Source organism: Streptomyces hyaluromycini (assembly GCF_002217755.1).
Lineage (GTDB): Bacteria > Actinomycetota > Actinomycetes > Streptomycetales > Streptomycetaceae > Streptomyces > Streptomyces hyaluromycini.
Map to the genome: position 1 here is coordinate 473,239 of NZ_BCFL01000019.1, position 25,679 is coordinate 498,917.

Annotated in this window: 23 protein-coding genes and 4 pseudogenes; 16 read left to right on the forward strand and 11 right to left on the reverse strand. The window is 68.3% G+C overall.

Annotation, left to right across the window (positions count from 1 at the left end; translation table 11 throughout):
- The first annotated feature begins 32 nt into the window (after window positions 1-32).
- Complete coding sequence (locus SSP29_RS20000) at window positions 33-1,286, forward strand: zeta toxin family protein (RefSeq protein WP_089102057.1); 1,254 nt, start codon at window positions 33-35, stop codon at window positions 1,284-1,286.
- 169 nt (window positions 1,287-1,455) lie between these two features.
- Here the strand turns inward: SSP29_RS20000 and SSP29_RS20005 are convergent, their stop codons facing one another.
- Window positions 1,456-1,923 (reverse strand): TetR/AcrR family transcriptional regulator, encoded by a 468-nt coding sequence (locus SSP29_RS20005; protein ID WP_167449963.1) that lies wholly within the window; start codon window positions 1,921-1,923, stop codon window positions 1,456-1,458.
- A gap of 31 nt (window positions 1,924-1,954) precedes the next feature.
- Here SSP29_RS20005 and SSP29_RS58540 point away from each other — a divergent pair, with 31 nt between their 5' ends.
- The 3 genes and pseudogenes from SSP29_RS58540 to SSP29_RS55925 form a co-directional block, all read left to right on the forward strand.
- Entirely contained in the window at window positions 1,955-2,341 is a 387-nt protein-coding gene (locus tag SSP29_RS58540) for a TetR family transcriptional regulator C-terminal domain-containing protein (protein WP_167449964.1), read from the forward strand.
- Between the two features lie 758 nt (window positions 2,342-3,099).
- A complete protein-coding gene (locus SSP29_RS20015) occupies window positions 3,100-4,701 on the forward strand; it encodes a DUF5010 domain-containing protein (protein WP_089102059.1) in 1,602 nt (533 codons plus the stop codon).
- Window positions 4,702-4,753: 52 nt separating this feature from the next.
- Window positions 4,754-4,886, forward strand: a pseudogene (locus tag SSP29_RS55925) (IS701 family transposase); the annotation flags it as partial.
- Window positions 4,887-5,071: 185 nt separating this feature from the next.
- Here the strand turns inward: SSP29_RS55925 and SSP29_RS20025 are convergent.
- A complete protein-coding gene (locus SSP29_RS20025) occupies window positions 5,072-5,830 on the reverse strand; it encodes a nuclear transport factor 2 family protein (RefSeq protein ID WP_089102061.1) in 759 nt (252 codons plus the stop codon).
- Window positions 5,831-5,926: 96 nt separating this feature from the next.
- Here SSP29_RS20025 and SSP29_RS20030 point away from each other — a divergent pair, with 96 nt between their 5' ends.
- Window positions 5,927-6,820, forward strand: coding sequence for an AraC family transcriptional regulator (locus SSP29_RS20030; RefSeq protein WP_150134519.1), 894 nt, complete (start codon window positions 5,927-5,929; stop codon window positions 6,818-6,820).
- 79 nt (window positions 6,821-6,899) lie between these two features.
- Here the strand turns inward: SSP29_RS20030 and SSP29_RS59820 are convergent, their stop codons facing one another.
- Window positions 6,900-7,277, reverse strand: coding sequence for an SIR2 family NAD-dependent protein deacylase (locus SSP29_RS59820; protein WP_150134520.1), 378 nt, complete (start codon window positions 7,275-7,277; stop codon window positions 6,900-6,902).
- Window positions 7,250-7,768, reverse strand: coding sequence for a hypothetical protein (locus SSP29_RS59825; RefSeq protein WP_150134521.1), 519 nt, complete (start codon window positions 7,766-7,768; stop codon window positions 7,250-7,252). The genes SSP29_RS59820 and SSP29_RS59825 overlap by 28 nt, the downstream gene beginning before the upstream one ends.
- 34 nt (window positions 7,769-7,802) lie before the next feature.
- Here SSP29_RS59825 and SSP29_RS20040 point away from each other — a divergent pair, with 34 nt between their 5' ends.
- Window positions 7,803-8,729: a helix-turn-helix domain-containing protein gene (locus SSP29_RS20040; RefSeq protein WP_150134522.1), complete on the forward strand. Its 927-nt coding sequence runs from the start codon at window positions 7,803-7,805 to the stop codon at window positions 8,727-8,729.
- On the opposite strand, the pseudogene SSP29_RS20045 reads toward SSP29_RS20040, so the two are convergent.
- Window positions 8,717-9,454 (reverse strand): annotated as a pseudogene (locus SSP29_RS20045) (aldehyde dehydrogenase family protein); the annotation flags it as partial. The gene SSP29_RS20040 and the pseudogene SSP29_RS20045 sit on opposite strands and share 13 nt — an antisense overlap.
- 654 nt (window positions 9,455-10,108) lie before the next feature.
- Here SSP29_RS20045 and SSP29_RS20050 point away from each other — a divergent pair.
- Window positions 10,109-11,631 (forward strand): annotated as a pseudogene (locus tag SSP29_RS20050) (phytoene desaturase family protein).
- 74 nt (window positions 11,632-11,705) lie between these two features.
- Here SSP29_RS20050 and SSP29_RS20055 read toward each other — a convergent pair.
- Window positions 11,706-11,972: an acetolactate synthase small subunit gene (locus tag SSP29_RS20055; RefSeq protein ID WP_089102062.1), complete on the reverse strand. Its 267-nt coding sequence runs from the start codon at window positions 11,970-11,972 to the stop codon at window positions 11,706-11,708.
- Window positions 11,973-12,103: 131 nt separating this feature from the next.
- Here SSP29_RS20055 and SSP29_RS55935 point away from each other — a divergent pair, with 131 nt between their 5' ends.
- Window positions 12,104-12,238, forward strand: coding sequence for an AsnC family transcriptional regulator (locus tag SSP29_RS55935; RefSeq protein WP_245883149.1), 135 nt, complete (start codon window positions 12,104-12,106; stop codon window positions 12,236-12,238).
- Window positions 12,239-12,370: 132 nt separating this feature from the next.
- On the opposite strand, the gene SSP29_RS20065 is transcribed toward SSP29_RS55935, so the two are convergent.
- On the reverse strand, window positions 12,371-15,241 hold the full coding sequence (locus SSP29_RS20065; RefSeq protein WP_150134527.1) for a SpoIIE family protein phosphatase: 2,871 nt from the start codon (window positions 15,239-15,241) through the stop codon (window positions 12,371-12,373).
- 201 nt (window positions 15,242-15,442) lie between these two features.
- Here SSP29_RS20065 and SSP29_RS20070 point away from each other — a divergent pair, with 201 nt between their 5' ends.
- Window positions 15,443-15,706, forward strand: coding sequence for a hypothetical protein (locus tag SSP29_RS20070; protein ID WP_150134528.1), 264 nt, complete (start codon window positions 15,443-15,445; stop codon window positions 15,704-15,706).
- Between the two features lie 192 nt (window positions 15,707-15,898).
- Entirely contained in the window at window positions 15,899-16,354 is a 456-nt protein-coding gene (locus SSP29_RS20075; RefSeq protein ID WP_089102063.1) for a MarR family winged helix-turn-helix transcriptional regulator, read from the forward strand.
- A gap of 197 nt (window positions 16,355-16,551) precedes the next feature.
- Here the strand turns inward: SSP29_RS20075 and SSP29_RS20080 are convergent, their stop codons facing one another.
- Both SSP29_RS20080 and SSP29_RS20085 read right to left on the reverse strand, forming a co-directional pair.
- Window positions 16,552-17,088 (reverse strand): GlcG/HbpS family heme-binding protein, encoded by a 537-nt coding sequence (locus tag SSP29_RS20080; protein ID WP_089102064.1) that lies wholly within the window; start codon window positions 17,086-17,088, stop codon window positions 16,552-16,554.
- A 219-nt stretch (window positions 17,089-17,307) separates the two neighbouring features.
- Window positions 17,308-18,090, reverse strand: coding sequence for a transposase (locus tag SSP29_RS20085; protein WP_107436232.1), 783 nt, complete (start codon window positions 18,088-18,090; stop codon window positions 17,308-17,310).
- A gap of 130 nt (window positions 18,091-18,220) precedes the next feature.
- Between SSP29_RS20085 and SSP29_RS20090 the strand changes: the two genes are divergently transcribed.
- Window positions 18,221-18,439 (forward strand): hypothetical protein, encoded by a 219-nt coding sequence (locus SSP29_RS20090; RefSeq protein WP_089102066.1) that lies wholly within the window; start codon window positions 18,221-18,223, stop codon window positions 18,437-18,439.
- A gap of 51 nt (window positions 18,440-18,490) precedes the next feature.
- Entirely contained in the window at window positions 18,491-19,201 is a 711-nt protein-coding gene (locus SSP29_RS20095; RefSeq protein WP_145968928.1) for a hypothetical protein, read from the forward strand.
- Here SSP29_RS20095 and SSP29_RS20100 read toward each other — a convergent pair.
- Entirely contained in the window at window positions 19,180-20,037 is an 858-nt protein-coding gene (locus SSP29_RS20100) for a hypothetical protein (protein WP_089102068.1), read from the reverse strand. The genes SSP29_RS20095 and SSP29_RS20100 overlap by 22 nt on opposite strands.
- Window positions 20,038-20,500: 463 nt before the next feature.
- A pseudogene (locus SSP29_RS58545) lies at window positions 20,501-20,701 on the reverse strand (hypothetical protein); the annotation flags it as partial.
- Window positions 20,702-20,844: 143 nt separating this feature from the next.
- On the opposite strand from SSP29_RS58545, the gene SSP29_RS20105 reads away from it, so the two are divergent.
- The 4 genes from SSP29_RS20105 (at window position 20,845) to SSP29_RS20120 (ending at window position 25,652) form a co-directional block, all read left to right on the forward strand.
- Window positions 20,845-22,017 carry a low temperature requirement protein A gene (locus tag SSP29_RS20105; RefSeq protein ID WP_089102069.1) on the forward strand — a complete coding sequence of 391 codons (1,173 nt, stop codon included), beginning with the start codon at window positions 20,845-20,847 and terminating at the stop codon, window positions 22,015-22,017.
- Between the two features lie 181 nt (window positions 22,018-22,198).
- A complete protein-coding gene (locus tag SSP29_RS20110) occupies window positions 22,199-23,401 on the forward strand; it encodes an MFS transporter (RefSeq protein WP_089102070.1) in 1,203 nt (400 codons plus the stop codon).
- Window positions 23,402-23,549: 148 nt separating this feature from the next.
- The gene (locus SSP29_RS20115; RefSeq protein ID WP_089102071.1) at window positions 23,550-23,924 is read left to right on the forward strand and encodes a nuclear transport factor 2 family protein; all 375 of its coding nucleotides are present in this window, start codon (window positions 23,550-23,552) and stop codon (window positions 23,922-23,924) included.
- Window positions 23,925-24,026: 102 nt separating this feature from the next.
- Window positions 24,027-25,652 (forward strand): FAD-binding oxidoreductase, encoded by a 1,626-nt coding sequence (locus tag SSP29_RS20120; RefSeq protein WP_089102072.1) that lies wholly within the window; start codon window positions 24,027-24,029, stop codon window positions 25,650-25,652.
- Window positions 25,653-25,679 lie beyond the last annotated feature (27 nt).

Here is a 25,679-nt window from a genome sequence, read left to right on the forward strand (position 1 = left end):
CTCCTTCTAGGACAAAGTGAGCAAAGGCCTTCATGGATAATCAAGATGCCCTCGCCTGGCGGATGGCGCAGATGCGGATCGCATCTGAACGACAGGCGCGGCAGATGGAGACGCGGTTACCGAACGGTGACCTGTCGAGTCGGAAGATTCAGGAGATTTTCAATGAGCAAATCCTGCCGACCGTAAAATTAACCCCCCCAAGGCCGAGGCTGCTCCTAATAGTCGGCCAGATGGGAGCCGGTAAGAGTAGCGCGGAAAAGCCTCTACTTGACAGCCTCGGCATTGAAGATCCCATGTCGATCGACGGAGACAATCTTTATCGGTATCACCCCATGTATGAAAGAATGGCACTACAGGACGACGTTAAGGCGCTCGATTTATGTGAACCTGCGATGCAAAAATGGGCGAGTGGGCTGCAGGCGCACGCTCTGCAAAATAGGCGCAATGTCGCGATGCCGATGTTCTACGGTGCTAGTAATTCGCAGATGGTGCAGTATTGGCGATCGCAGGGCTACGGCATCGATGTGGCCTTTATCGCCGTGGACGACCTGCGCAGCAAGCAGGGGGTCATCTCCCGCTATCTGGAAGCTCGCCAAGCAGTAGGATACGGGCGTTCGGCCTTCGATGACATGAATGGCCATTACTATAAAGGGGTTCTGAGAGTTGCCGACCTGGCCGACCAATTACTGCAGGGCAAGTATATTGACGCTGTCCACGTAGTTCGCAGAGGAGGGGATGTTCTATACAGCAGTAGCAGCCCAGGGTCAGGGAGGACGCGCGACATTATCATAGCAGAGAGGCGACGCCCCTGGACGGGTGAGGAGAAAAAGGCTTTCATCGAAACCCAAAATCGAATTGAGGAGCTCGGTAGATCCTATCGAGGCGGCTGGAAGGAGTTGAAAGTATTTATAAACTACGTTAGCCAACGTGCACTGAATGAGAGGCGGCTGTCGCGCGATGTTCGCGGGATCCTGGTTGACGGTAATGACGCACCGTCGATGCCGCGGATGGTATCGGATTCGGCGCGTCTCCGCCCGCCGGGGGTTCCAGCAATCCCGGAGCAACTTCGCCCGTCTCGTCCCGTCAACCCCTATGCCAATGGTACCCAGCACGAATCGTACGGGAATTGGGAGCCGGAAAGGCTCCGTGAGGTCGCGAACGCTGCACGTCTCCACCCGCCAGGGGTTACCTCGACGGTAGATCCAGGGAGTTCGCACTCATATCGCCCTACGCTCCCTGCCTCGAATCACCGCAAAAGCACCCACACTAAGCACCGGCCCAGATGAGGCCAGTCAAGACGGATGTGCGGTGCCTTTTCAACCTCAGTTTGAGGCGCGCTAATACTCCAGCTGTAGATCGTGATCTTGCTCGTAGTAGGACAGCCGCACTTTGAGATCTTTGGGGCTCTGACATCCCGTGCCTGACATCCCGGCATCGGATCCGCGGGGGTTGGCGTTATTGGGCGCTCGGAACGCGCAGGCCATCGAGAATGACGGCTAGCGGCCGGTCGTCGGGAGCGTACCGGCGAGCTTGAGAGGCGCCGGCGAGCAGCGCGATGACATCACTGACTCCGATGTCCGTGCGCACCGCCTCTGCCCGCTGCGCCTGCTGCAGTAGAGCGGACAGGGCTTCGGTCACCTCCTCGGCGACCGTCGCGACGGCCTCGTTCGGGTGGATGCCCAATTCGGCCAGTGCGTCCACGAGTTCGAGTTTGGTTGCCGAGCCACGGACGACGGAGGTGAAGAAGTCGAAGAAGCCTGCCCTTGCATCCGGCAATGCGGCATGTTCGCGGGCGTCGACGGCGATCCTGGCAAGGCGCTCCACGACAAGTGCCTGCAGCAACGCCTCCTTGCTCGGGAAATGCCGGAAAACGGTACCGACACCGACGCCGGCCGCGCGGGCAACCTCCTCGGTCGAGGCCACCGAGCGCGACCTGTCCGCTCTGGGCCGCATCGTGCGCTCCGCCGGAACGCCCCTGCAGCGCCTCACCGAGGCCTTGGAGTGGTACGCGCCCACCGGACAGGCCCGTGGCTGGCAAGTGTGGATCGACGCCTGGTCCCTGGCACTCCGCGACAAGAACATCGCCAAGGTGGTCGGTGAACTCCAGGAACGCTGGAGCGAGGAGATCGCCCGCGTCATCTCCGACGGTGTCGCCGACGGTGTCTTCAGCTCGGAGGACCCGAGGGCAGCGGCCGTCCGTCTCACCGCCCTTCTGGACGGGCTGGCGGTGCGGACCCTCATCCACAAGACCGGCCCCTCCCGCGAGCAACTGCGCAAGCGGCTCCAGGAGGAAATCACCCGCGAACTGACGACGGACGCACCGGTCACCGACCCGAGCTGAGGCCTGTGGCGAGCCCGTCGGCCGAACCGGTTGGTCGATCGAAAGTTCATCTGCCGTGCAGCGCTGTCGCACCACCGAAATCCAATCTGGCAGCGACATCATCGCCGCCGTCCCGTGCGGTGGCCAGGCCCGTTGCCGGCTGACGGCCGTGAATGGGGCCCGTGAGCCTGCTGCGGCACGGACAGCGGCTGCGTGGAATGGGTGCTCCCCTTCGATGCCCGCCGGGCTGGGCAGCCGAGGCGGTCGCCGGCTCTGTCGAGAACGCCCGGCCATGCTTCGGTTCCTCGAACACGTGGCTCTGGGGAACACCGAAGGGGGTGACCGCCGCGGCCCGGCCACGGCGGCCCGTCGGGACCCGGTGGCGGAGACCGGCCGGCGAGAGCACCTGCCCCCCGTGGGGGTGCCGGGCGGAGCGGCGGAGACGACCTCCTGGATCTCACGAGCGGCAGGGTGTCGGTTTCTGACCATGACCTGTCGTATTCGTGCCCTGTTACCCGCGGTCCCGGCTCCTACTGTGGGGCCAATTCCCGCACAGCAATGGGCAAATGACCCTCGCGAGGGTCGGTACCAGGGTTCGGGCGGCGCCTGATCATAGTCAGCGGCACGGTCGCCGAGAACAAGGAAGAGACCGCTCGAACCCATCCGTGCACTCGGTGACATGCGTCTGTGCGCTCGATGTCGCATCCCGTGCGCAAACCGCCGTGCATGCGATGGCCCGGCTCCTGTGCGGCCTGCCCCCTTGAAGGAGATTCACGGACATGCGCAATCCGACTTCGCACCGAAGAACTCGCAAGAGACTCCTCTATTCCGTGGCCGCGCTGGGCGCCGCCACCGGGATCGGTGCGGCGGTCACCCTCGCCGTCGGGCCCGCCGGTGCGCAGCCGGCAGCCGCGGTCCTCGACAAGCGCGGATCGGTCCTGTCGCACCGCGCCCCAGGCAAAACCGGCGCCCTGGGCGTCACGTTCGGGTTCGAGAGCGAGACGGTGCACGGTATCGGTTACCAGAACCAGATCCCGCTCTATGACGCGGCCAAGGGAACGACCGCCGAGTTCTGGGACAACTACGTCGAGGAACTGGTCACCGCCGGCGTCGACTTCGTCGCGGTGGACACCCGCGGTTATCGGCCGGGGTCGGCCGTGCCCAATGACACGGGGGACCCGCGCGCGCTCACCGGACTGGTCGATGCGATCAAGCGCGGCGGATACACCCGCAGACTGAAAATCGCCGCGCTCGACGACACGGTCGGGTCCATGACGAACAAGAAGAACTGGACCAAACACAACACCTACGGCACGGTCGATCCGCCCTTCGACATGGCAGACGCGACCGGCACCGGCGAGGGCGGCTACCAGTACCTCTGGGACCACGACCTCAGGGCGTACTTCCAGTCCATACCGGACAGCATGCTCTACAAGGTGAACGGCAAGCCGCTCATCTACCTGTGGTCCGACAACTCGCCCGCTTTCACCAACCAGGGCAACGGCAACTCCGCCCGGCTGCTCGGCTACGTTCGGTCGCACGCCCGCTCGGAGTTCGACGAGAACCCGTACCTCGTCGTCGACAACAGCTGGGTGCAGCACGACGGGGCGGCGCTGTCGTCGGTCATCGACGGGGCGGACGGCTGGTTCGGGTTGACGACGCCGTACACCAACCAGACGTACAAGGGCGTCACCTACGGCGCCACCCTGCCCGGCTTCTACGAACCGCAGCACAACATGGTGATCGACCCGAAGCACGGACGGACGCTGGCCACCAACCTCAAGGGCACGGTCAACCACAGCGACCGGCTCACCCTGGTCGAGGGCTTCGCCGACTGGCAGGAGGGCGCCGCCCTGTGGCGTACCGAGGCCGCGCCCTACAGCAAGACCCAGCGCGACTACCCGAACCAGGACATCAACATCCTGCGCCGGTACTCGCGCACCCCCTTCCCCGGCAACCTGGTCGTCCAGGCCGAAACCGCGGACGCGGTGCACGACACCACACCGGGCAACCGCAGGAACGTCTACCGCACCGACGACCTCGACACCGAGCCGACCACCGACAAGTCCGGCGGCTGGGACGTCGGCAGCACCGCCACGGGCGAATGGGAACAGTGGCGAGAGGTGCCGATGCAGGGCACCGAGAACCTGAAGGTGCGGGTCGCCACACCCCGCGCGCACACCAGAATCCGCTTCGTCGTCGACGGAATCGCCGGGCCAGTGGTGAGCGTGCCGGACACCGGGGGCTGGCAGCGGTGGCGGACCGTCGACGCGGGCACCTTCCGCTTCTCCAAGGGCACCTACCACACCGTGCGACTCCAGATCGTGACAGGCGGCCTCAACATCAACTGGTGGCAGGCCCGGCGACTCACCCACCCCTAGTAGGACTTCGTTAGACCTTCACGCTAGGCCTGTTCGGGAGCATGTTGGTTGTGTGGACGCACATCAAGTGAACCGTGTCTGGGCGGTGTTGGCGCTGTTCGTTGCTGATGCGTTCGCGTCGGTGCCGCGCAAGGACCAGCGAGCCAAGGGCGACTGCTATCTGCGGGGCCTGATGCTGGACTCCACGGAAACGGGGGCAGCTCACTCAGCGCGGCGTCAGCGGGATCTGCACAAGCCGGACTCTTCACAGCGGCCGTTCCTTCACGCGACGTTGCTCGACACCTCGAAGCGTGACGAACGGCCGCCCTGCTGTCTCACGAAACAGCCAAGATCAGCAGGTCAGGTGACCCGGCGAGGATAAACACCAATCTCAGAACAGGCCGTTGGAGTGCGGCAGTTCGGCCGGGACGGGAGCGATGACGTCCCAGTGCTCGACTATCTTGCCGCCGACGACACGGAACAGGTCCCAGTAGGCGACCGGTACCCCGAACTCGCCCGCCGACTGCAGGAGTACGAGGTCGCCCTCGGCCACGATCTTGTGGACGTTCTTGTAGACCAGGTTCTTGCCCTGCTCGGCCCACTTGGCGGCGGCGGCGCCGAAGCCGGCCAGGCCGTCGGCCGCCTCCGGGTTGTGCTGGCGGTAGGTCTCGGTGGAGATGTAGTCGGTGAGCACCGAGTAGTCGGCGCCCTTGAGGACCTTCTCCGCGAACTCGGCGACCAGCTCCCGGTTGGCCTCGGTCCGCTCCAGGTCGGCCGGCTCGGCCGGGCCGTCGGTCTGCGAGCGTCCGGAAGCGGTCGCCGTCACGACCGGCGTCAGCGCGTCCCAGTGCTCGGCGAGCATGCCGTCGGCGTCCACACGGAACAGGTCGAAGGCGACCAGGGGCTCGGGGCCGAAGCCGTGGTACGTGCCGTGCAGTGCAACCAGGTCGCCGTCGGCGATCACCCGGGCGCCCTCGTAGCGGAAGCCGTCCGGCAGTCCGGCCACCAGCTGCCGCAGCGCCTCCGGACCGTCCGCCGCGAGGCTGCTGTGCTGACGGTAGTCGGCGGCCACCCATCGGTCCACCGCGCTCGGGTCCTTGTCCCCGAACAGCTCGCCGGCCGCCTTGAGGACGATCTCCTTGTTGCTCATGGCACCTCTCCTATCTGCGCTTTCCGGTGACAACCTGCCCGCCGGACTGCATCCATTCTCGCGGCCGGCCCGCGCCGGCACACGGTAGAGTCAGGCATGGCTATGGTCGGAATGGGACAAGCACTGGTGATCGAGCGGGGTTATCGCAACCCGGCCCGGCCGGATCTGCGGATGGAGGTGCTCACCTTCACGGACCTCGCTCGTCGACTGCCGGGCGAGGAGTTCAGGCGTGTGCACCGGCTCGACTTCCATCACCTCGCCCTTGTCCACAGCGGCGAGGCGACCGGCATGGTCGACTTCGTCGACGTGCCGCTTCGGCCGGGCACTCTGCTGTACATCCGGCCTGGTCAGGCGCAGCGCCTGCCGGCGACGTCCGGTAACGCCTCGACGGACCTGGATGCCACCGTCGTGCTGTTCACCCCGGACTTCCCGGCCCGGTCTCCCGCGACCGCCCGTGTGACGGACGACGCCTTCGGCCCGGCCCACTGGCCACTCGGCCCGGCCGACCACGACCGCCTCCGCCGTGCCCTGGCCGACCTCGCCGCCGAGTACAACGACCTCCCCGAGCAGGACCCCGAGATCACGAAGGAACTGCTGCGCCAACTGCTCGCGGCCCTGCTGCTGCGCATCGCCCGTCTCCCTACCTCCGACGGCCGCGCACAGGCGGTCACGGAGGAGCCGTACCGTCTCTTCCGGCACGAACTGGAGCGGTCCTTCGCGGTCCTGCGTCAGGCCCACGAATACGCGGCCCGGCTCGGCTATTCCCTCAAGACCCTCAACCGCGCCTGTCAGCGGGCCACCGGTCGCACCGCGAGGCAACTCATCGACGACCGGGTCATGCTGGAGGCGAAACGTCTGCTGGCCCACACCGACCTGCCCGTCGCCGCCGTCAGCGCCCGGCTCGGCTTCACCGAACCCACCAACTTCAGCAAGTTCTTCACCAGAGAGAGCGGCCTGACCCCGGGCACCTTCCGCGATACCCAGCGCTGACCGACCGTCACCCTTCCGGCCGTCAGGGCGCGAGCTTGGCATCGGCCACCGCTCTTCTCCTCCCAGGCGGCCCCTTCCTTCAGGGGACGAGTGCGTCAAGGAGCCGGCCGGCCCCGAAGGGCAGGGACAGCGCGCGGGCGCCGAGGTCGGCGGGGACGTCGGGATGACGGGGGTTGACTCGCACGAGCCGGGCCTGCCGGGTGGGGCGTACCAGGTTCTCCATCGGCATCCGAATCACGCCCGGGGTGTTGAAGCCGGCGCCGATCTCCAGGACGAGCAGCCTGCCGTCCGCGGGCGCCCGGTCGAGCCAGCCGGACAGCCACCGCCCCGCGGGAAGGTAGGCGTCGTCGACGAACTCGGGGCCGACCCGGACATTGGGAAAGACGGCGGCACCGCAGCGGGGGCACTGCGGCAGCACGGCCGGGTCGGTCACCCGGCCGCCCTCTCGGTCGTACACCGCGAGGATCCGGTCGACGTACGGCTTGCTGGGCCAGGTCTCGCGTGTGCAGGGAACCGTGCACTGGAGCTGGCCGTAGTCGCCCTGGGGGGGGTGAAGACGCGGTCCGAGGCGAAGCCGTTGCGGACGAAGAGTGCGTCGACGTTCGACGTCATGACCCAGTGGTCGCGGTCGCCGACCAGTGCCCGCAGCCGCTGGTAGAGGTCGTTGGGGCCGGGACCGTGGCGGATGTCGTCGATGTGAACGGCCCAGTAGCCCCACATCATGTCCGCAGGCAGCGGGGCGCCCAGCAGATAGCGCGACCGCAGCCCCAGCCGGTGCAGCGCCGGCAGCAACTCGCGGAAACGCTCGGCGTCGCCGTAGTCGAAGCCGGCGGCCGCGCTGAGACCCGCTCCGGCCGTGACCAGGACCCGGTCGGCCTCTCCCAGCCAGGAACGCAGTGTCTCGACCGCCTGCGGTGCGGAGGTGTGGGTGTTGCTCGTGGAACTCACGATGCCTGGGTCCTTCCGGTTAACCTGATGAGTGATGATGGTCAAAAACCGACACGCTGCCTCGCGGGAGATCCCCGAGCTTCCCTTCGCCGCGCCTGCGGGCACGCCCACGGGTGCCGAGGTCATGTCGCTGGCCGAGCTGCGCGGCCGTGTGCCGCAGCCGTCCCTCGCCCGGCCCCAGCGTCCCGGCTTCCACCAACTGCTCACTCTCACCTCGGGGGAGCTCCGGCAGACCGTGGACTTCACCGAACACGCCCTCCGGCCGGGTTCCTGGCTGTGGGTGCGCCCCGGGCGGGTGCACCAGTGGGGGAACCTGGCGAACGCGGAGGGGATGCTGATCCTGTTCCAGCAGGACATGCTCGACGCCGCCACCGCCGTGGCCGCCCGCGTCGACGACCCGTACGCGCCCGTCGTCAGCGTTCCGGTCGCCGACGACGTGCGGGCGTTGGACGAGGCCGCCGAGCACCTGAGGCACGAGTTCCAGGCGCTCGGTCACCTGCCGCTGGAAGTGCACATGGCGGTCCTGCGCCACCTGCTGGCGGTTCTGGTGCTGCGTCTGGCCCACCTGACGGTTCCGGCCGGCAGCCCCACGCCGGAACCGGACGAGATCTATCTGCGCTTCCGTGACGTCGTCGAGCGGAACTTCACCCGCACCCGGCGGGTGGAGGACTACGCCCAGATGCTCGGCTATTCGGCACGCACGCTGGCCCGGGCCACGCTGAACAGCGCCGGGCTGAGCGCGAAGGAGTTCGTCGACCGCCGCGTCGTCCTGGAGGCCAAACGTCTGCTCGCGCACAGCGACCAGACCGCCGGCCAGATCTCGGATCAACTCGGTTTCGTGAATCCCTCCCAGTTCAGCAAGTACTTCCTGCACCGGGTCGGCCGGTCCCCGATCGACTTCCGCGACGAGGTCCGCGGGCGCCGGTCCGCTCATGAACCGGCGGGTGGTCAGAACGGGTAGCGGGCCTGCTGGGCGGCGATGGTCACCCAACGGGTGTTGGAGAAAGCCTCGATGCCCCACCGTCCGCCGAACCGGCCGTAGCCGGAGGCCTTGACACCGCCGAAGGACGCTTGGGGCTCGTCGGCCACGGACTGGTCGTTGATGTGCACGATCCCGGTGCGGACGCGGCGTGCGACGGCGAGACCGTGGGTCGCGTTCTCGGTGATGATGCCGCAGGTCAGGCCGTTGTCGGTGTCGTTTGCGAGCGCTACGGCGGTGTCGTCGTCTGAGAATGTCCCGATGACGCACACCGGGCCGAAGGCCTCCGCGTAGTAGAGCTCGGCGCTCCTGGGCACGTCGGTGAGCACGGTCGCCGGATGCACGGCGCCCTCCGGCCGGCCGCCGCCCGTGAGCACGGTGGCGCCCTCCGCGACCGCGTCCCGGACCAGACCCGCGACGCGCCTCGCCGCGGACGGGCTGACCAGCGGGCCCACGACCGTCTGCGGGTGGCTCGGGTCACCGGCCCGGAGCGCGGCGGCCTTCGCGGTGAACTTCTCCTTGAACTCCTCGGCGAGCGAGGCGTGCACGAGGACGCGGTCGGCCGACATGCAGATCTGGCCCGAGTTCATGAACACGCTGAAGGTGACGGCGTCGACGGCGTGGTCGACGTCGGCGTCGTCGAGGACGATCACCGCGTTCTTGCCGCCCAGTTCGAGGACGGCCGGCTTCACATGGTCGGCCGCGTGCAGTCGGCGCCGAGGGCCTCGACGACCGCGAGGCCCCACTTGGCATCGGCCTCGCAGGTCCCGACGACCGCCACTGAGCGAGGCGTGCTGAACGGCGTCAGGGAGCGAGCTGCTCGCACGGCCGACGCCATCTCGATCTCCTCGGCGGAAGCCAAAATTTACTGAACTAGCATTCAGTTTTGATGGGGGTCAATCAGCTGTCAATGGATCTCATGCCAGGCTGTTGTTGCACTGGTCGACCGTTTGCCTGACCTGTTGTTCAGTTCTACGGTGTTGCCCGGACGTGGTTCGCGTGGTAGGCAGTGCCCATGACAGGGCGATGGAGCAATGGCGACACGACGGTATCGGGAGCGATGACCGTCCGCCTGTGCGAGGTCATGTGCCCTGTGATCCCTGAGCCGCACTGGCAGACCGGACTGTAAACGGCCCGCTTCCCGGTGAACGCCTCCTGCTCTCTTTCAGGGTGACGCGGCTTCGGCCGGTGTCATCGCAGGAGACCGTTCAACTGGAAGCGCACAAGAGCCGTCCTCAGCCGCAGCACAGCAGCCTCTGGAGATCCAGGTGCACTTCTCTTCTGCCTCTTCCGTCCCTTCTTCCACTCCCCGTCTCCCCGACGAGCGCCGCCGACCTTCCCGTTCGTCCTACGACGCCGTCGTGGTAGGCGGCGGCCACAACGGTCTGGTCGCCGCCGCGTATCTGGCTCGCGCCGGGCGCAGCGTCCTGGTCCTGGAACTGCAGGACCGCACGGGTGGCGCCGCGGTGTCGGCGCAGGCGTTCAGCGGTCTGGACGCGCGGCTGTCGCGCTACTCCTATCTGGTCAGCCTGCTGCCGAACGAGATCGTCACCGACCTCGGGCTGCGCTTCCAGGCCCGAAAGCGCCGGGTCTCCTCTACACGCCCACCCTCGTCGATGGGCGGCCGACGGGGCTCCTGGTGGACGCGGACGACGACCGGACCCGGCACTCGTTCCGTCAACTCACTGGCTCCGACAGTGAGTTCGATGCATGGCGGCGCTTCTACGGGATGACTCGGCGGGTCGCCCGGCGGGTCTTCCCCACGCTCACGGGTCCGTTGCCCAGCCGCGCCGAGCTGGAGCGGATCGTCGACGACAAGGAGGCCTGGGAGGCACTGTTCGAGCACCCCCTGGGTACGGCGATCGAGTCGAGGTTTTCGCACGACCTTGTGCGCGGGGTGGTCCTGACGGACGCGCTGATCGGGACCTTCACGCACGCCCACGACCAGTCGCTCCGACAGAACCGGTGCTTCCTGTACCACGTGATCGGCAACGGAACGGGGGAATGGAACGTCCCGCTGGGCGGGATGGGTGCGCTCACGGACGCGCTGACGGACGCCGCCCTCGCCGCGTGCGCCGAGATCCTGGTCGGCCACGAGGTCTTGAGCGTGGCCACGGACGGCACTGCCGCGGAGGTACGGTATCGGACGGTCCGGGGCGAGGGGGTGCTGGCTGCGGGTTCGGTGCTGGCGAACGTCGCACCGGCCACGCTGGCCCGCCTGCTCGGCGAGGAGCCGGAACAGCCGGCTCCTGAGGGCGCCCAGCTGAAGGTCAACATGCTGCTGCGTCGCCTGCCGCGGCTGCGCGACCGCGCCGTGGCCCCCCGGAACGCCTTCGCCGGTACGTTCCATATCGCCGAGTCGTACAGCCAGCTCGACGCCGCCTATCGCGAGGCCGCGGAGGGTCGGCTGCCGAGCCTGCCGCCCTCCGAGATCTATTGCCATTCGCTGACCGATCCGTCGATCCTTGGACCGGAGTTGGCGGAACGTGGTTATCACACCCTCACCCTGTTCGGACTCCATATGCCGGCGCGGCTCTTCGAGGGCACCGACGGCGTGGCACGCGAGGAGGCGCTGCGCGCCACCATGGCTCCGCTCGATGCCTGCCTGGAAGAACCGATCGCCGACTGCCTGGCTCTCGACGCCGATGGCCTGCCCTGTATCGAGGCCAGGACGCCACTGGACCTGGAGGCTGACCTGGGGCTGCCGGGCGGCAATATCTTCCACCGCGACCTGTCCTTCCCCTACGGCGGCGAAGGAACCGGGCGGTGGGGTGTGGAGACCGCACACAGGAATGTCCTGCTGTGCGGCGCCGGGGCGATTCGAGGTGGCGGAGTGAGCGGAATTCCCGGTCACAACGCGGCCATGGCCGTTCTCGGACACTGAAACCAAAGGCGGCACGGGCGCAACTCAATTCACCCGTGCCGCCATCGGACTATTGTCCTGGGCGGCCGCGCTGTCTAGTCCTCGAGCCGCGTGATGATCTTTATGACATCAGGTGTGCGATACAAGAATTTCTTGAGCTGTTCCAGTCTCGTCTCGTCGGAGACGCGTACGTGGATCGTGATCCGCCGCCGGTCGTCAATCAACTCGTCGACCTGCAGAGTCGTCAGTTCGAACTGACGGAACGCCACGATCGAGGCAACGCGGGCAACAGCCTGCGGCCTTGCGGTCACATCGATGTCCAGCACAGCACGGAGGCCGGCCGACTGCCTGACGGTTTGCATGGGGACACGCTTTCAGTACCAGCATTCGACGGCAACGAAAATATGTGCATCGATACCGAAGAAGCAGCTTTCTGTAAGTGGGACCGATCCCAGACTGAGCAATGCGTCCAGTTCCGCTTACACCTGAGGGCATGTCGGCACAGATATCTCTCGACACGGTCGATCTGCGAATTCTGGAACTACTGCGGGCCGACGGACGGCGCACCGTTCGGGATATCGCCCGGCTGGTGAATCTCTTGGACCAGGGTCTTTACGGCGCCTGGTAGCGCGTCGCCACCCTTGCGGCCGACGGGTGTTTCGGCGCGCCCCTGTCGGCGGCCGTGCACACCCTCGTGGGGGCCAGCGTGACGCTCCGGTGGCTGACGAGCGCCCTCGCGCCGCGGGTCGGCCCGGGGTGGTCAGTGGGGGATGAGGGGCTGCTCGGCCCAGATGGTCTTGCCGCTGGGCGTGAAGTGGGTGCCCCAGCGATGGGCGAGTTGGGCGACGAGGAACAGGCCGCGGCCGCCTTCGTCGGTGACGGCGGCCTGGCGTGGATGGGGAGCGGTGCTGGAGTGGTCGGAGACCTCGCAGATGAGGTTGAGGTCGCGGATGAGGCGGACGTGGATGGGGGCGGTAGCGTGGCGAATGGCGTTGCTGAGCAGTTCGGTGAGGATGAGTTCGGTGGTGAAGGCGCCGTCCTGCAGGTTCCAGGCGTCGAGCTGCTGGTTGGCGGCGGCGCGGATTGCGGGGACGATGGCGGGGTCCGCAGGGAGGTCGTCCCAGGCGGCGATGTCTTTCGGGTCGAGGGCGTGCGTCTGGGCGACGAGCACGGTGATGTCATCCTCGGCCGGTTGGGTGGTGGGCAGATTGCGGATGATCTCCTCGCATGTGCCCTGGGGGGTGCGATGGCCGTTGGCCAGGGTGTGCCGCAGGCGGTCCAGTCCGACATCAATGCTGTGAGCGCGATCTTCGACGAGACCGTCGGTGTACAGGATGAGCTGGCTGCCCTCGGGGATGTCGAAGTCGACGGAGGCGAAGGGCAGCCCGCCCAGGCCGAGGGGCGGGCCCGCGGGCAAGTCGGGGAAGGTCACCGTGCCATCGGGGTGCACGAGGGCGGGAGGCAGGTGGCCTGCGCGGGCCATGGTGGCCCGCCGGGTGGTCGGATCATAGATGGCGCACAGGCAGGTCGCTCCGATGACACCGTCGCTTCCCGAGGTTTCCTGGTCCATGCAGTCGACCAAGTCATCGAGGCGGGTGAGGAGTTCATCGGGATCGAGGTCGAAGACGGAGAAATTACGGACCGCCGTGCGCAGCCGTCCCATGGTGACGGCCGCGTGGATGCCGTGGCCCACCACGTCACCGATGACCAGGGCGACGCGAGCACCGGAGAGGGGGATGACGTCGAACCAGTCGCCCCCGACGCCGGAGCGCGCAGGCTGGTAGTAGTGGGCGACCCGCACAGCCTGCTGGCGGGGCAGGCCCGTGGGCAGCAGGGTATGTTGCACCGCGATGGCCATGGTGTGTTCGCGGGTATAGCGGCGTGCGTTGTCGATGCAGACCGCGGCCCGGGCAACGAGCTCCCCGGCGAGGGCGACATCGTCGTCCTCAAAGGGCTCGGGCTGTTCGCAGCGGTAGAAGCAGGCGACCCCCATGGTGACGCCGCGAGCGCGGGCGGGCACGGCGATCAGGGAGTGAACTCCCCGTTCGAGGATCTGCTTCGAGCGTGTGGGGTCGTGCGCCTTCCACGCTTCGGCGGTCGACAGGTCGGCCTCCAGCACCGGCCGCCCGTTGGCCAAGCAGCGGGCCTGCGGTGTGGCAGGTCCGTAGTGCATCTGCGTACCGGCAGGGTGGAACGGGCAGTCTTCCGCTATGCCCTGCAGCGCTGTGCGACGCAGGGTGGGGGCGGGAGTCGGCTCGTCCCCGCGGAGCACCCCGTCATACAGGTCGACAGTGATGTAGTCGGCAAAGCTGGGCGCCAGCGCCTGGGCGAGTTCTTCGGCGGTGCGCGCGACGTCCAGGGTAGTGCCGATGTGCTCTCCGACCGTATTGAACAGTTCCAGGCGGCGCCGGGCGGCGAGAGCGAACTTGCCCACCCGGGGGTCGCCGATCATCACGGGCCAGCTGGCGCCGGGCAGGGGTGGCGCGGCGGTCTGGCGAGCCGTCGGGGGGACCATGCGGTCCGGCACCACCACGGCGGCAGGGCGCGCCGGGTGGGGCGTGTCGGCCATGCCCAGCCGATGTGCTCTGCGGCTCGGGACCGCCTGCGCCGACCGGCTCGAGGCTGCCGCGGGCCCGGCGATGGGCTGTGGCACAGTGCGCGGGGACGGCGGGTCGAGCACGGTCAGGTGATTCGGCAGGGGACCTTCGAGGAATACCTCCACCACGACGCCGGGCGTGCTGCCGGGCACCGGCCGGGCCAGCAGCCACGCCGTCTGTTCGCCGGAGAGCGGCACCTGGACGGTGTCCGCACGGCCCGCGGCGATCAGTGAGGCGGCCGTCTGCTGCAGGACAACCCGGTCCCTCGGGCTCCATCCGATGGCCATCAGCGCGGCCAGGCCGATTGCGTCCGTGGTCACCGAGGCGTCCGGGAACCGTCCGGTGGCGTGCATATACGCCTTGATCAGGGCCCGCTCCGTCTCCGTGGCCTGCTCCAGCATCCGCTGCTCGATGTCGAGGGCCGCCTGGCGGATGAGGGCGTCCGCCTTGGAGCCGAGGTTGCCGGTGGACGGATAGGCAGCGTTCACCACACCGACCAGGCGTCCGTTGAGCGGATCGCGGACCGGAACGGCATGGCAGTCCGCTCCTTGCAGGCGCTCGTCGAAGTGCTCCGGGCCGAACAGATGGCAGGCGTGTCGCCCGGTCAGCACCAGGTTGATGGCGTTGGTGCCGGCCAGCGGCTCCGCCAGGCAGAAGCCGGGAAACCCAGCGGTGGAATCGCAGTGCACGGCCATCTGGGGCTCACCGACACACCGCTGCAGGATCCAGCCGGCCGCATCGGTGACGATCACTCCGACTGGGGTCCCGCTGATCAGGTCGGTGACCCTGTCCAGCACCGGTCGTGCCGCCCGCATGAGGTCACCGTCAGTGTCGAGCGTATCCACGTCCCGGTAGGGCACATCAATGCCCTCGGGCCGAAGGCCCAGCGCCTGGCAGTGCTGCCAGGAGGAAACCACCGAGCTCCGCACGCCCCCGCTGACCAGGTCACCGGCCATGAACCTCTCCCGGCTCCGTGCGATCAGCTCGATGCGCTCGCGCACGTCGACAGCCTCCCATTCCCCCGTGCCCTCCATGGCGAACGTCGAACCGTCAACGTACCCAGAGTGCAAAAGGTCAATATCACATTATATCTGGATGGTGAGGCACGCCAAGGGCCGTGTTCACGGGGCTTGCGGTGTTCTTAGCACCAGCTCGTCAAAGATGGAGCGTCCCCGGACGACCCCGCGCTGAGCGAATACTGGCGGGACCGCCGCCGGAAGAAAGCGCCGCCGCCGATGGACAAGACCAGTCTCCTCCTCGCGGTCCGGCAGCAGGGGCTGTGTTTTCTCTGCAAACAGGCGCTGATCGTCGGAGGCGAGTGCCAACCGGACAGCCCACGCGAGTGGATCGACTGGTTCGCGGCCTTGAAGAAGATGCTCCGCAAACGTCACTTCACCTACCGGCGAGACGGCGGCACGGATGAACGGACCAGCCTTCGCCTAGTGCGCTCCGAATGCCACCGACAGCACCACGCGGGCGACAGCAGACGGGCCACATAACCCTGCTGACCTGCGAAGCCCTCGCGGCTTGCTTGAACCGGATGCGGGGAAAGCCTGCACGTCCGGTTCTGAAGGGGCCAGAAATCAGTAATGGCCTCCGGCTACCGGATCAGCCCAAGCGCCCCCTGCTCGCGATGTAGTTAAAATTGGAACCCAGGGGCGGGGCGCGGGACGGCGAGGTTGGAGGGCACGGTGGCCGACACGGTTTGGCTCGACCAGCGCCAGCTGGATGCATGGAGAGCGTTTCTGCTGGTCAGCTCGCTTATCGAGCGACAGGTCGAGCAGCAGCTAAGAGACGACGCGCAGCTGTCTCATCAGCAGTACGAAGTTCTCAGCCGTCTCGCTGACGCCCCGGACGGTGAGCTGCGCATGACCGTCCTGGCGGACGTGGCTCTCACCTCGAAGAGTGGGCTGACGTACCAGGTGACACAGCTGGAGAAAGCCGGGCTGGTCCGGCGCCGCTCTTCCGCCGGCGACGATCGCGGAGTCGTCGCTTCCTTGACCGATGCAGGGCTGGAGAGGGTCCGCGCCACTGCGCCTGGGCATGCCGGCCTCGTCCGGACATTGTTCGTCGACGGCCTGTCGGATGACGAGTTCGACGGGCTCACCAGGGGACTCGGCGCCCTTGTCGACTGGCTGACCAACTGAGGAACTCGCCCTTCCTGAAAGGACGCTGAACGGATTCACTTATCTCAGCGATGCCTCAGCGACCCGTGCTCGCGCTTTTGCTGCGAGGCCCCGAACGATTTGGCGCACCCGGGCCGCTGACCGGTGATGCGCCCGCGAACATGCGTGTGCCGCCCGGCCGGTGGCGGGGCGGCACACGGGTGGGGTGAGACCGGAAGTCAGGAGAGGGTCTTGAGGGCGGCGTTGGCGAAGTCGGCGTCGAGTTCGCCGGTGGGAGCGCCGGAGACACCGATGCCGCCGACGATCTTGCCGTGGACCTTGATGGGGATGCCGCCGGGCAGGATGCTGAAGCCGGGGATGTAGGTGAAGCCGGGCGAGGTCTTGGCGGCGTTCTGCAGGTCGGCGGTGGGGGTCTGGAAACCAGCTGCGGCGTAGGCCTTCTCGAAGCTGACCTGGACGGTGGCGCCGGTCGCGGTGTCCGCACGCTGCTGGTTGATGACCACGCCGTCACGGTCCACGACGGTCACGGAGACGGGGTAGCCCTTCTCAATACCCTTCTGCATCGCGATGTCCGAGACCTTCTTGGCCACCGACAGCGGCAGGTAAGGGGCGGTGCCGAGACGCGTAATGGTGGCGGCGGGCTGCGAAGCGGCACCGTTCGGGGCTGCGGACGCGCTGGGCAGGGTGGTCAGCACGGCGGTCGCGGCACCGGCGGCGGTGAGAGCGGCGGCAATGATGAGGCTCTTGCGGGGCATGATGTTCTCCCGAGTCAGGGTTGTTCAAATTGGAACTTCTTGCTGGACGGAACGCTAGTCAAGAAGTTCCAATTTGAACAACCCTGTTGGGTGTGACCCGCATCACCACGGCCTCGTCGTATGCCTGCGCCTCACGTAGCGTCGACCGCGGCGGAGCGGTGTGCAGCGCGACCGCAGCCGCCATCCCCCTGCCGCCCGCGCGCCAGCCAACGTCCAGGTTCATCTGCAGTGAGGACGGGCCCAGGACAGCAGATCGAGCTTGTCCGCGTCCTCGTTCATCCAGGGGGTGACCTCGCGGGCCGACGGAGGCTTGGGTCCCGGGACGGGTGCGTGTCCACGCCCGGTTCGGCAGCGTCGCATGTGACGTTGGGCAGCCAACTCCCCTCCTAGGTAACCCAGTTGCTCGATATCCCGGTAGAGTTGTGTGACGTTTCTGACGCCTTCGTTCCAGCGCCGGTGCAGGTAGCCGGCGTACGGATCGACGATGTGTGCCCGCTGAAGGCTCTTGGCGACGGCATCGTCGGCACAGCGGGCGCCCACCAGCTTGCGGACTGTGGCCTGGTGAAGCCCGAGCTTCCGGCCGATCGCCGCCTTCGACATCCTCCGCTCCCACAGTTCGTGGACGGCGGCATGCTGCTCACGCAGCCCGGTCACGATCTTCAGCCCCCGTGGTGGCTGGACCACCTGCGGCTCCGCCTCCGGCTCGTCGGACGTGTCGGCTGGTGCAGGAGGCGGTTCGGCCAGGCGGGCGCGATGCGGGTTCACCGTCTTCTCGACCGCCTGGCCGAGGTTGGCCCACAGGTGATAGCGGTCGGCAACCTGCTCGGCCTGTGGCGCCCCGATTCGCGCGCCCTCCCCGTAACTACCCGAGCGGTCCCGGTAGATGACCTCCACCTCAGGGTGACCGCGCAGCCAGGCGGCCAGGTCCTCGCTCTCAGGCCTGCGTTCCGCGTAATTCAGCGGCATAGAGTCACGAATCTGTGGTCTGGCTTGCGCGGACATGGGTGAGGGAGCTTGAGAGGCGTTTCTCTAGGTGCTGGTGTTCGTGCTGGTCAGCGAGGTGTGGGTTCGAGGGTGATGATCTACTTCGGTGTGGGGATGTCGAGCTTGGCCGAGCTTCGGTGCCTCTTCCGTGGCGGCGCAGCGCGTCGTCGACGAGCGGGCCCGTGTCATCGCCCTGGACGGCGGTTCCTGGGGAGCGGGACGGATCCGCCGCGCTCCCCGGGAAGACGTGTGGTGTTGGGAGCCGACACCGACGATGAGCTTCGAGCAGACCCGCGGTGCCGACTACTGGACGGCTGGCGAGGACAAGCCCGCCCTGCGGCTGCGTGTCGTGGCGACGTTCCCGTGAGCCGAGGCCAGTGGCCCAGAGATCACCCGGGACCGCCACGCCGAACTGGCTATGGCGCTGCCCAGCAGCTCACTCACCGGCGTGGTTCCCCGTGTCCTGAAACGCCGAAGCACGGCTATTCCTGCGATTGCCTGGGCCCGGGGCAGGCAGGGCAATGACCTGCGCCGAGCCAGCTACATTTACTCGGTCACGGACTCCGATGGCCGACCAGCTCTGGCCACCGAGGTTATGCTCTCCGTCCAGCACAACACCCTGGTCACGTGCACCGAGATGCGTATCGAAAGCCAGGCCGCCTGGCGGTCGGTCCTTTCCCGCTCAACCGGCGACCACCCCGCCATGCAACTGAGCCTGGAAGAAGTCGAGGAGTTCCTGTACGCGGCGTGGTGCGTGGCCACCGAGCAACTTCCAAGAGCCGCCCACCGGGAGCCGTTCGCCCTGCCCTGGGAGGGCACGCCTACGGTCGAGCTGCGGTTGAGCGCGGAGCACCGACACGATGCCGCCGGGCGCCACCCGTTTCTGAAGGACCTGATCGACCTGAACTCGCTTGGCTCCACCGACCGTGGAGACCTGGCGAGGATGTCGGTGACGGTCGCGGCGCCACCGCACATGAGCGCACCCGACCAGAAGCAACTCCTGTCGTCCGCCCTGGAACATATGTACCAGGGCTTCGGATACCTCGACGGACCGCCGGGCGCCACCCAACAACTCGGGACAGGGATCTCAAGCGGTGCCTGGGGGGCTCACCGCAGCTCGTCCGTGTAACGGTCGGTCCCCGGGACCGTCGGTATGAACGGCGCGACGAACTCCACGTCACCCAGCCCCGAAGCCGCCACGGCCGTGTCCAGGTCCGCGAAGTGGTCCCGCCAGGGCTCGCGGGGATCCTGCTGGAGGAACCACAGCAGGGTCAGCCGGGTCCCGACCCCCTCGACCTGCTTGACGTAGGTCATCCGGTCCAGGGGCAGCGGGGTCGGCGCGAAGACGGTCACCATGGCCGCGGGGGAGCCGGCCAGCCGTTTCGGAAGGTGGTCGTCGCGCAGCCATGCGAGCAGGTCCCCGCGCTCGCCGGGGGACCTGGCGTCGACGACCTGGACGACGAGCCCGGCGTAGGGGTGGTCGAGGGCGTGGATGTCGCGGGGCCCCTGGTCGCCGTCGCGGTAGACGGTCAGGGCGTGGTCCTGGAAGGCGGTGAAGACGTGCGTACGGTCCTGGTAGACCCGGTGGTCGCGGTTGAGGCGCTTGTTGATGCCGACGGTCCACCGCATGTGGTCGGCGTAGCGGCCGGCGGTCATCCAGTAGACGGATATGTAGCAGCCGGCGGTCACCGGCTGGGCGACGGCCGACTTCTCGGGGTAGCGCAGGAGCTGGAGGTCCCGGGTGGCGACCCAGCGACGGCCCGCGTACATCCACGGCATGGCCATCGCGCCCGCGATGAAGTGGTCGTCCTCGTACCAGCGGTTGTACTGGCGCTCGTGGCCCGGGTGTGGCTCGACCATGGTGATCAGGGCATGTCCGAGGTCGGCTCCATATGGGCCGACAGCGGCCAGTTCCGCATACGTGCGGCTGCGGGTCTCATCTGTGTGCGTCGCATCCTCTGTCATGAGTCCGGTGTACCTGACTAGGCGTCAGATTTGGAGAGGGATTCCGTTCAACTCCGTCCGAAGTTAGGCGAGTACGCGCACGATCCGACATGCGGATCAGTGGCCATGCCCACAGCGAACCGCCCGCGTCGGAGTGTCCGACCCCAGGCACCGCCAATACGGGGGCCAAGGCCGGATTGGATATGGAGGTGCCGAAAGTGCGGCTGTTGATTTCCTCGCGCCACAAGAGGAGTCGTACCTGGGGTCTCATGCGCGCCTGTAACGCGCAGCACCGGGCGGGTGGGCGAGAGCGACATAACCCCTATGGATCGATTTGCACTCCTGTGGCGAAGCTGACGGTGACCGAGTTTGGCACCGGCGGCCGGCTCGAAATGACCCCGATTCGACCCCACCGCAGTGTCGGCGTCGAAGAGCGGCGCCCTGACCTGCTGCTATGCAATTGACGGGCGACGTGCACCCACTACCAGCGGTTGTACGCGCGCTCGTGGCCGGGGTGGGGCTCGACCATGGTGATGAGCGCGTGCCCGAGGTCGGCTCCGTAGGGGCCGACGGCGGCCAGTTCAGCGTACAGGTCGCTGCGGGTGTCGGCTGCGTGCGTCGCGTCGTCTGTCATACCGTCAGGTGTAGCTGACGGAGCATCAGATCGGGAGAGGGGAAACCCGATTCGGTCCGAAGGGGGACGGCGGGGTGCGCCGGGTGCCGGGCACGGTGGCCGAATTGGGACATCCGGTGCCGTGACTTCCCGCAGTACCTACCGGCTTTCCACTCCGTGGTGGCGGCGGACGGGGGTCGTGCCCCCATACAGAAATGACCGACGCAACCGCAGCGACGACGACCGTTCCTGCCGTTCCGGCGCGCGACCGCACCACCTGGGCGGAACTCTTCTTCGACCTGGTCCTCGCGTTCGGCGTGGGCCAGGTCGCCCACCCGGTGGCCGTGCACCCGAGCTGGCCGGTACTGGGGGAGTGCCTGCTCGTACTGGTCCCGCTCTGGTGGGCCTGGGTGGACGTGGTCATGGCGATGAACGCCGTGCTGGAGACCAACCTGCAACGGGTGTTCCTGCTGCTGACCGCCCTCGCCGTCTACGGCATGGCGGTGGCCGCCCCGCTCGCCCTGGCCGACCGGGAGGCGGCCCTGCTGTACTCCGGAAGCTATCTCGCCCTGCGCCTGCTGATCGGGGAGGCGATCCGCAAGGAGTGCGCCCTCTACACCATCCACCCCTACCGGGCCGGACTCGCCTTCGCCCTGGTCCTGTTCGCCTGCGCCACCGTGCCGGCGCCGTGGCGCGAGGTCTGCTGGGCCTTCGCCGTCGTCGCCGAGATCGCCGCGCCCGTCGTACTCAGCGGCCATCTGCGCCAGTTGGCGTTCGGCGTCAACCATCTGCCCGAGCGCTTCGGCCTGTTCGTCATGATCGCCCTCGGGGAGAACGTCTTCGCCGTGGGCGCCGGGGCCGCCACCGGCCCGTTCGCCCCGGTCGAACTGATCGCCCTCGTCCTCGCCTTCCTGGTCGGCTGCGCCCTGTGGTGGCTCTACTTCCACCTGGTGGCCTCGGCCGTCGCGCACGCCCTGCGCACCCATCCGACCCCGTCCGTCGTCGTCCGTGACGTGCTCAGCTACGGCCATCTGGTGCTGGTCGTCGGCCTGTTGCTGGTCTCCGTCGGCGCCACCCGCACCGTGCGCGCCCCCCTGCACATCCCGGACGCGCTGAGCGCCGCCCTGCTGCCGTCCGGCGCCGCCCTCTTCATGCTCGCGTTCTGCTACACCCGGCGCCGCATGTTCGGCGCCGCGTCCGCCACCCGGTTCTACTGCGGCCTCGCCCTGCTCGCCCTCGCGCTGCCGGTGTGGCGGCTGCCGGGCGTGGCCACGCTCGCCGTCACCACCGTGCTGCTCCTGCTGGTCAACGCGGTCGAGCACTGGCTGATCAGCTCCGGGCGGCAGGTGCCGCTGGTGCTGCGGAACCGGGCGTTCGGGACGGCCTGACGACGGCCCGACGACGGCCCGACGACGACCTGACGTAGTAGGCCGACGGACCTGGGGCAGTGCCGGACGCCCTTCCGGGGCGGCCTCGGCGGGACGCGGAGCGTTCCTAGGTTCGCAGTATGGAACTTTCCGGCTCCCGCCTTTCCGGCACCGATGACGAAGAGGAAGAGGAGGTGGCTTGATGCCGTCCCGCAACGCCTTACCCGCCCTGCTCTCCCTGTCGCTCGGCTACTTCAGCCTCGGGACGATCTCGCTGGCGGTCGTCGGCCTGAACGGCCCGATCGGCGACGACCTGCACGTCCAGCCGGCCACGGTGGGCATCCTGGTCACCGTCTTCGCGCTGACCTTCGCGGTCTGCGCGCCCACCGCCCCCATCCTGCTGCGCCGGTGGAACCGCAAGCGGGTGCTGCTCGTGGGCATCGGCCTGCTCACCGTCGGCGCGGCCCTCGGCGCCGTCGCGCCCAACTACGGCTTCCTCACGGTCACGCGGGTGCTCGGCGCGATGGGGGCCGCGGTCTTCGGTCCCGGCGCCTCGGCGGCCGGTGCGCTGATCGTGCCGCCCGAGCGCCGGCAGCGGGCCCTGGCCACGGTGTTCGGCGGCATGACGGCCGCCGCGGTGCTCGGCGTGCCGCTGGCCTCGTTCCTCGGCGGCACGCTGGGCTGGCGGCCGGCCCTGCTCGGCGTGGCCGCGCTGTCGGCGCTCGCCTTCGTGACGGTGCTGGTGTTCGTCCCCGAGATCCCGGCCGGCGAACCCCCGACGGTCGGCGCCTACCGCGAGGCGATGCGCACGCCGGCCACGGCCGCCACGGTCACCACGACCCTGCTGTTCATGGCCGCCCAGTTCACCGTCTACGGCATCGCGGGCGCCTATCTGAAGGACCGCTTCGGCGCCTCCTCCGGGCTGATCTCGCTGACGCTGCTCGCCTTCGGCGTCATCGGGGTGGCGGGCAACGCGTTCGCGCCGCGGATCGCCGAGCGGCTCGGCGGCGGGCGCACGGTGAGCGTCGCCGTGCTCGGCCTCGCGCTGGGGTTCGCGCTGCTGCTGGTCGCTCCGCACTCCGCGCCCGGGGTGGTCTTCTTCGCGTTCTGGGCGTTCTTCAGCCAGATGTACCAGGCGCCGCAGCAGGCCCGGCTGGTGGAGCTGGTGCCGTTGCAGCCGGGGCTGATCCTCGCGATGAACGCCGCGGCGCTGTACCTGGGGATGAGCCTCGGCAGCTTCATCGGCAGCTCCCTGCTGCCGGACCTGGGCGCCGGGCCCATTCCGTGGGCGGCCCTGGGTGTCCTCGTGCTGGCCGGGCTGGCCCACTTGTCCTCGGTCCGGCAGGTCGCCTCGGCGGCGGTCGGCGCGGATCGGTCTGCGACCAGCCCCGTCCACACCAGCTGAGCGCACAGCTGAAAGGGCCGAGATGCCTTGTCGGTCGGCCGCGGCGCCGTCGTGGCTGGTCGCGCAGTTCCTCCCCCAGCCTTCGGCCGGGGGTACCCCCAGCGCCCCTTCGGGGCGTTGTCCCTCAAGTCAGTTCAAGGAGAACCCTATGAGCAGCCACCAGGTGAACTTCGTTCGGGAGTACATCGAGACCGTCTGGAACCAGGGGCGGACCGAGCTGGCCGACAAGTACCTGGCCGAGGACCTCATCCAGCACAACCCGAACCTGCCCGACGGGCGGGCCCCGCTGGTCGAGTTCGTCGACGGCTTCCACAAGCAGTACCCGCGGGCCCGGTTCGAGATCCGGCGCGCGGCCGGCTCGGGAGACCTGGTCTTCCTGCACACCCGCTTCCGCGGCGACCCCGACGACCGCGGCATGGTCGTCGTGGAGGTCTTCCGGATCGACGAGGGACTGATCGTCGAGCACTGGGACGTCCGCGACGAGATCCCCGAGACCACCGTCAGCGGACACGAGGTCGTCTGACCGCCCCGTCCGCGGCTCCCCCCCCTGCCGCCCGGGAGGCTCCGCGCCTCCCGGGCGGCGGCCTTTTCCGCCCCTGAAACGCCCGAGAACCAGGAGACACCTGTGACACGACAGCAGCAGCCAGACCGGCGGCCGGCCGCCGGACTCACCCGCCGCGGACTCCTCGGCACGGCCGCCGCCGCCGGGGCCGGCGCGGCCCTCCTACCGGCCCCCGCCCACGCCGCGGAGGAAGCGGCCGGCGCCCCCGCCGCGGTCACCGTCGACGCCTCCGACGCCCGCTATCTCGACCTCACCTCCCGCGGCTACAACGCGAGATTCACCGCCGCCCCCGACTCCGTGCGGCTCGTGCACAGCACCGACCAGGTGGTGGCCGTCGTCCAGGAGGCCGTGCGGGACGGCAGACGCATCGGGGTGCGCGGCGGCGGCCACTGCCTGGACGGGCTCGTCGACGACCCGGACGTACGGATACTCGTCGACATGTCCGAGATGGACGACGTGCGCTACGACCCGGCGCGCCGGGCCTTCCGCGTCGAGGGCGGGGCCACGCTCGGGCATGTCTACCGGACGCTGTACCTGGAGTGGGGGGTGGCGCTGCCGGGCGGCACCTGTCCGACGGTCGGCGTCGGCGGGCACGTCAGCGGCGGCGGGTACGGGGCGATGTGCCGGCAGCACGGCGCCGTCGTGGACCACCTGTACGCCGTCGAGGTGGTGACCGTCGACGCCTCCGGCACCGCCCGCGCGGTGGTCGCCACCCGGGAGCCGGACGATCCGCACCGCGAGCTGTGGTGGGCGCACACCGGCGGGGGCGGCGGCACCTACGGCATCGTCACCCGCTACTGGTTCCGCTCCCCGGACGCCACCGGCACCGACCCCGCCACGCTGCTGCCCAGGCCCCCGAAGACGCTCCTGAAGTCCACGGTCAGCATCAAGTGGACCGACCTGACCGAGGCGGCCTTCACCGCGCTCATCGCGGACCACGGCACCTGGCACACCCGCAACAGCGTGGCCGGCTCCGCCTACGACAGCCTGCACAGCGTGCTCATCCTCTACAACCGGGTGCAGGGCGCGATCGTGCTCAACTCGCAGATCGACGGCACCCTTCCGGACGCCGCCGCGCTGCTGGACGCGTACGTCACGGCGGTGGCCGGCGGCATCGGGGCGCCGTACACCGAGGTCCGCTCCTCCTGGCCGTGGATGAAGACGACGCTCAAGGACCCCTACGACACCGGCCTGTACAACCGGACCAAGTCCAAGGGCGCCTATCTGCGCAGGGGCTGGTCCGCCGCTCAGGCCTCGACCCTCTACGGCTACCTCTCCGACGCCGGCTACGACGGTCACGCCGGCATCCTGCTCTACTCCTACGGCGGCAAGGTCAACACCGTCGCGTCCTCGGCCACCGCGCTGGCCCAGCGGGACTCGGTCCTGAAGGCCAACTTCACGACGTACTGGCCCGCCGCCGCGGACGACGACCGGCACGTGGCCTGGATGCGCGCCCTCTACCGCGACCTGTACGCGGCCACCGGCGGGGTGCCCGCGCCCGACGACACCAACGACGGCTCGTACATCAACTACCCGGACACCGACCTCGCCGACCCGGCCTGGAACACCTCGGGGGTGCCCTGGCAGAGCCTCTACTTCAAGGACAACCTCGCCCGGCTGCAGGCCGTGAAGGCGGCCTGGGACCCGCACAACGTCTTCCACCACCGGCTGTCCGTCACAGCCCCCTAGTCGAAAGGCAGATTCCAGGGATGGTTT